This window comes from Tessaracoccus massiliensis (assembly GCF_000826065.2).
In the GTDB taxonomy this organism is placed as follows: Bacteria; Actinomycetota; Actinomycetes; order Propionibacteriales; family Propionibacteriaceae; genus Arachnia; species Arachnia massiliensis_A.
Window position 1 is genome coordinate 150551 of record NZ_LN623541.1, and the last position, 12083, is coordinate 162633.

The following is a 12083-nucleotide window of genomic DNA, read 5'->3' on the forward strand; positions in this document are numbered from 1 at the left end:
GCGACCATACACCCGCATAGATACCCCCAGGGGTAACCCGGACCGCTTTGAGGCGCCCGCTGGAGGAGACGTACACTGAGCGCCATGTGCCAGGTGAGCCGTCGATCAGTGTTCGGTGCCGCCGGCGCCCTCGGCGTGGCTGGTGCGGCGGGCATCGCCGCCGGCCGGATCACGGCGCCGGAGACGGTGGCGGGCACGCCCCGCACCGACGACGGCGTGATCGGGCGCACCTACTCCCCCTACGGTGAGCACCAGGCGGGCATCTTCACCCCGAAGACGCAGGTCTCGGACCTCGTCGCCTTCGACCTTCTCCCCCAGACGGACAAGGCCGCGCTCGGCCGGCTGCTGCGCACCTGGACGGGCGACGTCGTGGCGCTCACCGAGGGCCGGCCCGCCGCCGGCGACTTCGCGCCGGACATGGCGCAACCCGGCGTCTCCTTCACCGCCCTGATCGGCTTCGGCTCCGGCGTCTTCGAGCTCGACGGGCTGCAGGCGAAGCGACCCGCCGGCTTCCAGGAGATCCCGCCGATGGAGCACGACAAGCTCGACGAGCGCTGGAACGGCGGGGACCTGTTGGTGTGGGTCTCGGCCGACGACGCCACCAGCGTCTCGCACGCCGTGCGTCGCTTCGTGACCGACGCCGCGCCCTTCGCCACCCGCCGGTGGACGCAGCGCGGCTTCTGGCGCTCCGTTGACCAGAGCGGCACCCCCGTGACCGGTCGCAACCTGTTCGGCCAGATCGACGGCTCAGCCAACCCGCGCGACGACGTGCTGATGGACACGGTCATCTCCCACGACGACTGGCTCAGCGGCGGCACGCAGCTGGTGGTGCGGCGCATCGAGATGGATCTGGCGGGCTGGGACGAGGCCGTGCGGGACCGGCAGGAGGCCTCCGTCGGCCGCCGACTGAGCGACGGCGCACCCCTGACCGGCGGAGACGAACTCGACGACATCGACCTGGAGGCTGAATCCGACGGCGAGCCGATCATCGCGCTCGACGCGCACGCCCGCAGGAGCCACCCGGACCACAACTCCGGCCGGCGGATGATGCGCCGGGGCCTCAACTACACGCATGACGAATGGATCGACGGCGAGCCGGTGGAGACCTCCGGCCTGCTGTTCTGCGCCTTCCAGGCCAACATCGCCGATCAGTTCATCCCCGTGCAGCGGATGCTGGATCAGGGCGATGCGCTCAACGAATGGACCACCGCGATCGGCTCCGCTGTGTTCGCGATCCCGCCGGGCTTCCAGGAGGGCGGCTGGATCGGCGAAGGCCTCTTCGCTGGTTGAGCCTGCCAGCGCAGCGAGCAGTGTCGAAACCCGCCCGCTGGTCCCTGAGCGTGAGCGCCAGCGAACGACGAGGGGCCCCCGCAGCCGGTCTGACACCTTCACCGCCGGATCGGGGCCTCGTTCACGCTGCGGGCGCCCTTCGTCGTCGCCTGGTCAGGACAGGAGCTCGGGGGGTGGTCGGCTCAACCAGCGGTGATCCCGGCGATCACGTCGGGAAGCCGCGACGCCAGCGCGTCGGGCGGGTAGGGCCCGGGATGTCGGCCTGCGGTCATCGCCTGGATGCTCGCCGCCACCACGCCCGCCTGCCACGCCGGCAGCCCGGCGGCCAGCAGCGTGCCGCAGACGCCGGCCAGCACGTCACCGCTGCCCGCCTGCGCCGTCCAGTTGGGGCCGGGCACCGCGATGGTGACGCGGCCCGACGGCTCCGCCACGTACTGCGTCGCCCCCTTCAGCAGCACCGCGGCCCCGGTCGTGCGGGCGACCTCGCGGGTGCAACTGAGCGGCTCGTTCTCCACGTGTGAGCGGGAGCAGCCCAGCATCCGCGACAACTCCCCCGCGTGCGGGGTGAGCAGCCAGCCGTCCAGGCGACCCTGCGGCAGCGAGTACAGCGCGTCGGCGTCGACGACGGCGGGCAGGCCGTGCAGCTTCGCGTTCGACACGCGACCCTCGGCGCCCTCGGTGTCGCCCCAGCCGGAGCCGAGCACCATCGCCTGCGCGCGGCCCTCGCCGATCACCACGCTGGGGAAGCGGGTCAGCAGCAGCCCCGAGTGCACGCGGCCGGTGTAGCGCACCATGCCGGCGCCGGAGTTCAGGGCGCCGGCGAGGCTGAGCAGCGCCGCGCCTTGGAACTGTTCGGAGCCGGTGTCAAGCATCACCACCCCGCGGGAGTACTTGTCCGATGTGGCATGGGGTGTCGGCCACCAGCGGGCGATGTCCGCTTCCTCGGCCTGCCACACGTCGGCGTGTTCGGGGCCAGCCACCCCGATGTCGGCGACGTGCACCTCGCCGCAGCGCGACGCCGCGGGCTCCTGCACGTGGCACGCCTTCAACGCCGCGAACGTGATGGTGTGGGCGGCGACGAAGCTGGGGTGCAGCGCGCCGGAATCGGCGTCGAGGCCGCTGGGCAGATCGACGGCGAGCACGGGCACGCCTGCCGCCTCGCAGGCTTCGGCGAAGGTCGCCGTCGTGGTGGGCAGCCCCGGCCGCGACCCCAGACCGGTCACCGCGTCGATCACCAGCACCGCGTCCCCCAGCGCGGAGGCTGCACCCACGGCGTCGACGACGTGGCACCCGGCGCCCTTCGCTGCGGCGAGCTCGGCGTCGTGCCCCTTGCCCATGGCGAGCCAGACGGTGACGTGCCGGTGGTCGGCGAGGTGGGCGGCGGCGAACAGCCCGTCGCCGCCGTTGTTGCCGGGCCCCACCGCGACGACGACGGGGCCGCTGGGCGCGAGCCTCTCGGCGAGCTTCGCCACCGCGCGGGCGGCTCGGCCCATGAGGTCGACCTCCGGCTCGGCGTCGAAGACCCGCTGCTCGGCGTCGCGCATCTCCTGGGCGCTGATGACCTGCTTCATGCCTCACACACCACCATGGTTGTTGCGAAGCCACCGTCGTGGCTGATGGACAGATGGATCCGGGTGATGCCGAGGGCCTCGATCCGCGCCGCGACGGAGCCTGACGTCACGAACGACGGCATGCCGTCTGCCGAGCGCACCACCTCGCAGTCGAGCCAGCGCATCCCGCCGGGTGATCCGAGCGCCTTGGCGAGGGCTTCCTTGGCGGAGAACCGGGCGGCCTGGGACTCGACGGAGAGCCTGCGCTCGCCGTCGGTCAGCAGCCGCTCCCCCAGCGCGGGCCGCTGCTCGAGCATCTGCTTGAAGCGCTCGATAACCACCAGGTCGGTACCGATGCCCACGATCATGCCTCGAGCCTACTGGCCCCCAACACCGGACGCTCCGGCAACACGACCACCAACAGTTTCGGCCGCAGCCCAGCACTGACGCCCCACAATCACGCAGTCTCTGATGGGGGCCTGAGCAGGTGGGTCGGGCGTTGCAGAAGACGGTCACCCCCCACCAGCAGCGAGCAGCACCCCCGTCAGAGACAGCGCAACCAGCTGTGGCTCAACCAGCGACTACTCGACGGTCACCGACTTGGCGAGGTTGCGCGGCTGATCGACGTCGTGGCCCTTCACCGTGGCCAGCTCGCAGGCGAACAGCTGCAACGGCACCACGGCCAGTAGCGGCTGCAGCAGGGTGGAGACCCGCGGCAGCTCGATGAAGCTGGAGGCGACCGCGCGCGCCTCCTGATCGTCGGACTCGGCCAGCACGATGGTGCGGGCGCCGCGGGCGCGCACCTCGGCGATGTTGGAGATCACCTTGTCGCGCAGTTGGTCGCGACCCCGGGGAGGCACCACGATGAACATCGGCAGGCCGTCTGAGACCAGCGCAATGGGGCCGTGCTTCAGCTCGCCGGCGGCGAAGCCCTCGGCGTGGATGTAGGCCAGCTCCTTCAGTTTGAGCGCCCCCTCGAGGGCCACGGGGTAGCCCACGTGGCGGCCCAGGAACAGGACAGAGGTGGCGTCGACCAGTTCGGACGCCAGATCCAGCACGGGCTGCTGGTTGTCCAGCAACTGCTGCATCGCTTCGGGCATGCGCTCCAGCTCGCCCAGCAGCGCGGCGATCTCGTCGCCGTACTTCATGCCGCGCACCTGCGCGAGATACAGCCCCAGCAGGTAGCAGGCCACCAGTTGCGTCGTGAACCCCTTGGTGGAGGCCACACCGATCTCGGGGCCCGCGTGGGTGTAGATCACCGCGTCGGATTCGCGCGGGATGGTGGCGCCGTTGGTGTTGCAGATGGCGATCACCTTGGCGTGCTGCTCGCGGGCGTGCCGGATGGCCATCAGCGTGTCGGCCGTCTCACCGGATTGGGAGATGGTCACCACCAGGGTCATGGGGTCGACGATGGGGTCGCGGTAACGGAATTCGGAGGCCAGCTCCACCTCGCAGGGGAGGCGGGTCCAGTGCTCGATGGCGTACTTGGCCACCATGCCGGCGTAGAAGGACGTGCCGCAGGCCACGATCACGATCTTGTTGATCCGGCGCAGCGTCTCGGGGCGGATGCGCAGCTCGTCGAGCACCAGTTCGCCGCGCTCGTTGAGGCGGCCCAGCAGCGTATCCGCCACGGCCTTGGGCTGCTCGAAGATCTCCTTGCGCATGTACCAGTCGAAGCCCTGCTTCTGCGCGGCCTCCAGGTCCCAGTCGACGTGGAAGTCCGTGGTCTCGGTCGGCCCGCCGTCGAAGGTGGTCACCTCGACGCCGTCGCGGGTGATCTCGACGATCTGGTCCTGGCCCAGCTCGATCGCGTCGCGGGTGTAGGCGATGAAGGCCGCCACGTCGGAGGCGAGGAAGTACTCGCCGTCGCCCCTGCCCACCACCAGCGGCGAGTTGCGGCGCGCCGCGACGATCCGGTCGGGGTCCTTGGCGTCGACGGCCACCAGGGTGAAGGCGCCCTCCAGCTTGCCGACGACGGTGCGCATCGCGTCGACGAGGCTGGTCGCCCCGCCGTCGAGTTCCCTGTTGAGGAGGTGCGCGGCGACCTCGGAATCGGTCTCCGAGGCGAACTCGGCGCCGTCGAGTTCGGCGCGCAGCAGGTCGTGGTTCTCGATGATCCCGTTGTGCACGACGGCGACGCGGCCGACGACGTGGGGGTGCGAGTTGGCATCGACGGGCGCCCCGTGCGTGGCCCAGCGGGTGTGCCCGATGGCGACGGTGGCCCGCGGCAGCGGCTCCTCCTTGAGGGAGGCCTCCAGATTGGCGATCTTGCCCGCGCGTTTGCGCCAGGCGATGCGGCCGTCGACCGGCATGGCGACGCCAGCCGAGTCGTAGCCGCGGTACTCGAGGCGGCGCAGGCCGCTCAGTACAACGTCGAGTCCGTCACGGGTTCCCAGGTATCCAACGATTCCACACACGTCGGAAACCGTACAGCATGATTGCGCACTTCTTGACATCCCCCGTTGCGCATGTCGCCGTGAGCAATTGGATAGGGTCACGGTCGCGACACGCCGACAAAACACCGTTTCGGATCCGTGACCCTATCCAATTGCTCACGGGGCTCAACGGCGACGGGGGCGCGGGCGTAAGCTGGGCCGCTGCAACCAGCAACCAAGGAGCGCTGTGCCCGAACCGTACGTCACGCTGCAACGCCGCGCGTGGGCCGAGAAGTCCAACCTCACCCAGATCAACCTCGACGAGGAGACGCTCGACCGGCTCAGGGGTCTCGGCGATCCCACCAACCAGCGGGACATCGTCGAGGTGTACCGCCCGCTGACGCAGCTGCTGCACCTCCACATGGTCAACACCGGGCGACTGTACGCGCAGTCCAACGACTTCCTCGGCCTCGACGTGGGGCGCACCCCGTTCGTGATCGGCGTTGCGGGCTCGGTGGCCGTGGGCAAGTCGACGGTGTCGCGCCTGTTGCAGGAACTCCTGCGCCGGGCGCCGGGCAGCCCGAAGGTCGACCTGGTCACCACCGACGGATTCCTGTTCCCCAATGAAGAGTTGCAGCGCCGCGGGCTGCTGGACCGCAAAGGCTTCCCCGAGTCCTACAACAGGCGGGCGCTGTTGCAGTTCGTGATGGACGTGAAGTCCGGCGAGCCCCGCGTGTTGGCCCCCGTGTATTCGCACCTGGTCTACAACATCGTCAAGGACGAGCACATCGTCGTCGAGGGCCCCGACATCCTCATCGTCGAGGGCCTCAACGTGCTGCAGCCCGCCCGGGTGGAGGCCGACGGCCGCCCAGGTCTGGCGGTGAGCGACTTCTTCGACTTCACCGTCTTCGTGCACGCCGAGGAGGAGCACATCAGGACCTGGTTCACCGACCGTTTCCTCGCGCTGCGCGAGACGGCATTCCAGGACGACCGCAGTTACTTCCGCCGCTTCACGGATCTCTCCGACGAGGAGTCGACGCAGCTGGCCAGCCAGATCTGGGACACCATCAACGGCCCCAACCTGCGCCAGAACATCGCCCCCACCAGAGAGCGCGCCACGGCGATCCTGGTGAAGGGCCCGGATCACACCATCGAGTCCATCCGCATCCGTAAGGTCTGACGACGCAGCGTAAGGTGGCTGGCATGACCACCTGTTCTGACTCCAACGAAAACCGCCGCGACCCGTACTCGGAGGCTTTCAAGAAGTTCATCGTCCAGGACTGGGAGCCGTACTCGGACGTGATGCCCGAGAAGCTGCCCGCCAGCGACTGGACCCCCGCCCGACGCGAGAAGCTCGCCGCCGAGTATCCCGGCACGACGCTGGTGATCCCGGCGGGCCCGCTGAAGGTACGCTCCAACGACACCGATTACCGGTTCCGCCCGCACACCGCGTTCACGTACTACTCCGGCCTGGGCGAGGACCGCGAACCTGACGCGGTGCTGGTGATCCGAGACGAGGAGACCACCCTGTTCTTCCGGCCGCGCGCGCCGCGCACGGACCGCGAGTTCTACGCCGATTCCCGCTACGGCGAGGTATGGGTGGGCAAGCGCGACTCCCTCGAGGAGATGTCCGCGGCCACCCAGCTGACCTGCCGCCCCATCTCGGACCTGCCGGAGGTGCTGCGCGACGCCGGCAACAAGATCCGCGTCATCCGCGACGCAGATCCGGACGTCACCGCTCTGGTCGATGAGGCCCGCGGCGATCTATCCACGGCCCTCGACGCCGACCTGGAGCGTTCCGCCTCGGAGGCCCGGTTCTGCAAGGACGACTTCGAGATCGGCGAGATGAAGCGCGCCGTCGACGCCACCCGCGTCGGCTTCGAGGCTGTCGCCCGCGAACTGCCCAACGCCGTGAAGAACGGTCGGGGCGAGCGCTGGGTGGAGGGCATCTTCGGCCTGCACGCCCGGCACCTCGGTAACGCCGTCGGCTACGACACGATCTCCGCGGGCGGCGACCACGCCAACACGCTGCACTGGATCCGCAACGACGGCGACCTCGTCGACGGCGACCTCCTGCTGCTCGACGCCGGGGTGGAGGTCAACACCCTCTACACCGCCGACGTGACCCGCACCATGCCGGTCAACGGGAAGTTCACCGACGCGCAGCGCCGCGTCTACGACGCCGTGCTGGCGGCGCAGACCGCCGGCATCGAAGCGTGCCGCGAGGGCAAGCTGTTCGCCGACGTGCACCTGGCGGCCATCACGGTGCTGGCCGAGTTCTTCGAGGAACTGGGCATTCTGCCGGTGAGCGCGCAGGAGTCGCTGGCTGCGGAGGGCGGCTTCCACCGTCGTTGGATGGTGCACGGCACCAGCCACCACCTGGGCCTCGACGTGCACGACTGCGCCCGCGCCCGCGCTGAGCTGTACCGCGGCGGCACTCTGAAGGCCGGCATGATCATCACGGTGGAGCCCGGCATCTACTTCAAGCAGGGCGACCTGCTGGTGCCCGAGGAGTACCGGGGCATCGGCATCCGCATCGAGGACGACATCCTGATCACCGATGGTGATCCGGTCAACCTCTCGGAGTCGCTCCCCCGCGAGGCCGACGCCGTCGAGCAGTGGATGGCGAAGCTCGAGAAGTAGCGCCGGTCTGGTCCCTGGGCGTGACGCGCCCGGGGTACGAGGACCGCGTCACGACGAAGGGCCCCCGCAGCGCGTGTGACACCTCATTCCAGTAGAGGAGGTGTTGGGCACGCTGCGGGGGCCCTTCGTCGTGCCCGGCTCCTTCGTCGCGGGGCGCGCTCAGGGACCGCTCAGTCGTTCGACTCGCTGACGACGCGGCTGGCCAGCGGACGCTCGAGCAGGCTGCGGATGTGCCCGGCGACCTCCACCGGGTGCGACACGGGCGCCATGTGCGCCGCCCCGTCGACGACGCGCAGCACGCCGCGCAGCACGTTCTCCACGACGTATTCCACGTTCTGGATGGGGGTGGAGGTGTCGCGCTCGCCGGCGATCACCATGACGGGGATCCGGATCAGCGGCAGGTCGTCGACGAGGTTGTGTTCGGCCAGCGCGCGGCACAGTTGGGCGTAGGAGTGGTCATCGGCCGCGGCCAGGCCCTCCATGATGGCCTCGACGACGGCGGGCTGCTGTGCCCGGTATGCGGGGGTGAACCACCGCTTGGTGGTCTCGTCGATGAGCTGCTGGGTGCCGTTGGCCTCGACGGATTCGGCGCGCTCGATCCAGCGGTCAGGCTCGCCGACGGTGGCGGCGGAGGCCACGACGGCGACGGCGGCGAAGGTCTTGTCGTAGTCGCGGGCCAGGTGCAGCGCGGTGGCGCCGGAGATCGACAGTCCGGCGAAGTACACCGGCACGTCCGCGCCGACGTCTGAGCGCACCTCGTCTGCGACCTTGGCGATCGCTTCGGCGACGGTGTCAAGGGTGGGCTCATCCGCGTCGTCCCACACCTCGCCCAGCCCGGTGCCGGGGAGGTCGACGAACACGATGCGCGCGTCGTCGATCAGTTCTGCGGCAACCTTGGTCCACTGGTGGGCGGCGTTCCCGCCGAGGCTGGGCCCGACGAGCAACACACGCTCCGCGGGCGTGTTCGGGTTGTAGTACGTCCAGTTGAGATCCATGCGGTAAAACCTACCCGAGCACGGATTCAGCGGAAAGGGACCCCGTGGGAACCACTCGCCCGGCCCGCCCTTCGACCGGCGGCGAGCGGCTGGCTCAGGGAACAAGAGCGGCGCAACCACTCTGCCCAGCCCCGCAGCGCGGCAAGCGAGCGCAACCACTCGGCCCAGCCCCGCAGCGCAGCGCGGGAGCCGGGACTTCGGACGAGCGGCCGCAATCCCGCGCCGCAGCAAGGGGCGGAGACGACGGCACCCGGGCAACCACAGCAGCGGACACCACCACCAACAAACGCCGCAGAACATGGACGCAGCCGGGCACCGAAGCGCGCGAGCTCAAGGCTCAAGCCGCACCACCTCACAGATGCCGCCGACCACCACCAACGAAACTCGCGCGACTCGGGGCCCGGCTGCGACCGATCCGAGCTTGGGCCCCTCGTCGTAGCTCATCCAACGCTCAGGAGCTGCGCAGCCCCAGCGCCTGGACGACCGAACTCAGCCCCTGATGGCCCATGCCCTCGAAGATCCGGCGTTCGACGAGGCGGACGTCAAGGTGCCAGCCCTGCCAATCCGACGCCACGTCGTCGCGCTTCATCAACAGCTCCGGGTCCTTCGGCCCGCCGGTGCCGAGCGACAGCTGGGCGGGCGTGTAGGCCTCCAGGATGAGCTTGGCACCCGGGCGCGACTGCCGCGTGACCACCTCCGCCACGCGTCGACGCAGCCCCACGGGGAGGTGCACGAAGATCGACACCACGGCGTCCCATGGCTGGAACGGATCTGGATGGTCGACCCAGTCGGCGAGGTCCACGTGCCAGGTCTCCAACTCGACGCCCTTCTCGGCAGCCAGCGCCTCGGCCTTGTCGAGTGCGACGCGGGAGAAGTCGAGGCTGACGACGCTGTGGCCCTGCTGGGCGAGGTGCACGCCGTTGCGTCCCTCGCCGTCGCCCAGGCACAGCACGCGGGAGCCGGGCTTGAGCAGCCGGGCCTGGTCTTTCAGGAAGTCGTTGGGCCGGTAGCCGTAGAGGTAGTTGGGGTGCGCGTAGCGGTCATCCCAGAGCTCTGAGGTCACTCGAACATCGCCGCCCGGGCGCCGGGGCGCTGCATGAGCAGGTCACGCGCCTCCTGCGCCACCTTGTGTTCGGCCAACAGTTCGTAGCTGGCGGCCACGGTGATGCGCTGCGAGTTGAAGTCGCGCTTGCCACCGCTCAGCGCATATGTGAGGCCCTGGGCGATGATGCCGAAGATGATGCCCATGGCCAGGCCCACCCACAGCATCATGAGGCTGCCGTCGCCCACGAAGAACATCAGCATGAGGCCGACGAGCAGGCCGGTCATGATGCCGGAGGCGGCGCCGGCGGCGATGACGCCGCCCCACGTGCGGCGGCCGGTGACGCGCTCGAGGAGCTTGAGGTTGGTGCCCACGATCATGATGTTCTCGACGGGGAACTTGTTGTCCGCGAGGTAGTCGACGGCGGTTTGCGCTTCCTCGTACGTCGAATACTCGACCACGTGCTGGGGGTAGTTGAGCTTCATCATCTTGCCCATGGGGGATGCCGGCTCGGCCATCGTGTCCTCCTTCGAACCGGATCAAGCCTACGTCAGGACGGAACGACCACGGTGACGTCGAAGCGTGCGAAGTCCCGATCAAATGTTGCCACCCGGGCTCCGTATTCGACGGCGAGTGCCGCGATGTGCGCGTCTGTCGTGAGATTGCCCGCCGTGCCAGCGCTGAGCAGCAGCCCGCGGAGGACGTCGAAGTGCCTGGCCGTGGGCTCCGGAGTCACCACAGTGGGAAGTTGAAGGTACCCCTCCAACGCCCTCAGGGCGGCCTCCGGGGTTGCGGGCCGCGACATCACCCGAGGACTGGTCGCCAACCGGATGAACCCCAGGCCCACAATCCACGGAATTCCCACGATCTCCGGCGTCGGGAGCACGCTGTCCAACCAGCCGCGCGTGACCGAATGCTGCTGTGCATCTTCGTTCACCGCATAGGTCAGCACGTTGACGTCGAGAATCAGCACGTCACCGACCGACCTGCATCGCGCGGATCCGCTCATCGTCCTCCATCTGCTCGACGACGCTGTTGGCGAAGGTCAAATCGACGAGCGGCTGGCCAAGGGACAGCGTCGGCAGGGGTGTCTCCGCGGCTGGCACCGCCCCGGCCCCACGCCGGATCAATTCGTTGACCACGTCCTTGAACTTGGCGTTGCGTTCCTTCATCGCCTGTTCCACGAGCAGGGCCACGTCCGGGTCAAGGGTGATGGTCGTACGCATACTGCATCATAGCATCACAACCAGTGATGCAATGATGCGACTAGGTGTGCGAGGGCAGCCGCGCCAGGAGTGTCCTCGCGAGCTTCACGCCCGCCTCGTCGACCATCTCGTCGCCGAGCATCACGGCGCCGATGCCCTCCTCGGCGGCCCGGTCGGCGGCGTCGACCATCGCCCGGGCCCGCTCGATGGCCTCCTCCGACGGCGTGAAGACCTCCATGCCAGCCTCCACCTGGGCGGGATGCAGCACCCATTTGCCGTCGTAGCCCAGTGCCGCGACCCTTCTTGCGGCGGCGCGGAACCCGTCGACGTCGTGGATGCCGACGAACGGCCCGTCGATGGCCTGCAGCCCGTGGGCGCGGGCGGCGACGAGGATCTGCGCGAAGACGTGGTGCAGCGGGTCCCCTGGGTAACCCTCAACCAGCGCGCCCACCCCCAGGCCGGGCATCCCCAGCGACGCCATCATGTCGCCCGGCCCCATGGTCAGCGACTCCAGCCGGGGACTGGCCGCCGCAATGGCCTGCACGGCAGCCAGCCCGCGCGCGTCCTCGATGATGGCCTCGATGCCGATGCGCCCGACGGCGAGGCCGTGCTCGCGTTCCACCTGCGTCAGCAGCAGGTCGAGCGCCTCGACGTGCCCGGGAGTGGAGACCTTCGGCAGGATCACCGCGTCCACGCGAGAGCCCGCTCCCCCGATCACCTCGAGCACGTCGCCGTAGGTCCAGGGTGTGGTCCAGTCGTTGACGCGCACGGCCACCGTCGGGGCCTCCCAGGTGCGGGTGGTGAGCGCCTCGACGATCTGGCCGCGGGCGTCCTTCTTGGCGCCGACGGCGACCCCGTCCTCCAGATCGAGGAACACCTCGTCGACCCGCAGGCCTGTGGATTTGGCGATGAAGCGCTCGCTGGATCCCGGCACCGCCAGGATCGTGCGGCGGGCGCGCGGCGGCCGAGAAGTCATTTCCGCT

12 protein-coding genes are annotated in these 12083 nt (G+C 69.3%); 3 read left to right on the forward strand and 9 right to left on the reverse strand.

Translation table 11 applies throughout. From position 1 onward, the window contains the following. Window positions 1-84: 84 nt before the first annotated feature. Entirely contained in the window at window positions 85-1290 is a 1206-nt protein-coding gene (locus BN1186_RS04885; RefSeq protein WP_040283007.1) for a Dyp-type peroxidase, read from the forward strand. Window positions 1291-1472: 182 nt separating this feature from the next. Here BN1186_RS04885 and BN1186_RS04890 read toward each other — a convergent pair whose 3' ends face one another. From BN1186_RS04890 to glmS, 3 genes are all read right to left on the reverse strand, one after another. Further along, on the reverse strand, window positions 1473-2861 hold the full coding sequence (locus BN1186_RS04890) for an NAD(P)H-hydrate epimerase (protein WP_040283008.1): 1389 nt from the start codon (window positions 2859-2861) through the stop codon (window positions 1473-1475). After that, window positions 2858-3208, reverse strand: a complete 351-nt coding sequence (locus BN1186_RS04895) for a holo-ACP synthase (RefSeq protein ID WP_040283009.1) — start codon at window positions 3206-3208, stop codon at window positions 2858-2860. The genes BN1186_RS04890 and BN1186_RS04895 overlap by 4 nt, the downstream gene beginning before the upstream one ends. Before the next feature lie 213 nt (window positions 3209-3421). Beyond that, entirely contained in the window at window positions 3422-5257 is a 1836-nt protein-coding gene (glmS, locus tag BN1186_RS04900; protein WP_040283010.1) for a glutamine--fructose-6-phosphate transaminase (isomerizing), read from the reverse strand. A gap of 172 nt (window positions 5258-5429) precedes the next feature. Between glmS and coaA the strand changes: the two genes are divergently transcribed. Continuing rightward, a complete protein-coding gene (gene coaA, locus BN1186_RS04905) occupies window positions 5430-6395 on the forward strand; it encodes a type I pantothenate kinase (protein WP_052459814.1) in 966 nt (321 codons plus the stop codon). 23 nt (window positions 6396-6418) lie between these two features. Continuing rightward, the gene (locus BN1186_RS04910) at window positions 6419-7858 is read left to right on the forward strand and encodes an aminopeptidase P family protein (RefSeq protein WP_040283012.1); all 1440 of its coding nucleotides are present in this window, start codon (window positions 6419-6421) and stop codon (window positions 7856-7858) included. A gap of 170 nt (window positions 7859-8028) precedes the next feature. Here the strand turns inward: BN1186_RS04910 and BN1186_RS04915 are convergent, their stop codons facing one another. The 6 genes from BN1186_RS04915 to BN1186_RS04940 all read right to left on the reverse strand — a co-directional run bounded on the left by BN1186_RS04915 (window position 8029) and on the right by BN1186_RS04940 (window position 12076). Next, window positions 8029-8853: an alpha/beta fold hydrolase gene (locus tag BN1186_RS04915; protein WP_040283013.1), complete on the reverse strand. Its 825-nt coding sequence runs from the start codon at window positions 8851-8853 to the stop codon at window positions 8029-8031. A 451-nt stretch (window positions 8854-9304) separates the two neighbouring features. Beyond that, entirely contained in the window at window positions 9305-9916 is a 612-nt protein-coding gene (locus tag BN1186_RS04920; RefSeq protein ID WP_040283014.1) for an SAM-dependent methyltransferase, read from the reverse strand. Next, window positions 9913-10413, reverse strand: a complete 501-nt coding sequence (locus BN1186_RS04925; protein ID WP_052459815.1) for a general stress protein — start codon at window positions 10411-10413, stop codon at window positions 9913-9915. The genes BN1186_RS04920 and BN1186_RS04925 overlap by 4 nt, the downstream gene beginning before the upstream one ends. Window positions 10414-10445: 32 nt before the next feature. Continuing rightward, window positions 10446-10868: a type II toxin-antitoxin system VapC family toxin gene (locus tag BN1186_RS04930; protein WP_040283015.1), complete on the reverse strand. Its 423-nt coding sequence runs from the start codon at window positions 10866-10868 to the stop codon at window positions 10446-10448. A gap of 1 nt (window position 10869) precedes the next feature. Continuing rightward, on the reverse strand, window positions 10870-11121 hold the full coding sequence (locus tag BN1186_RS04935) for a hypothetical protein (protein WP_040283016.1): 252 nt from the start codon (window positions 11119-11121) through the stop codon (window positions 10870-10872). Between the two features lie 40 nt (window positions 11122-11161). Further along, window positions 11162-12076 (reverse strand): HpcH/HpaI aldolase/citrate lyase family protein, encoded by a 915-nt coding sequence (locus tag BN1186_RS04940; RefSeq protein ID WP_040283017.1) that lies wholly within the window; start codon window positions 12074-12076, stop codon window positions 11162-11164. Between the last annotated feature and the right edge of the window lie 7 nt (window positions 12077-12083).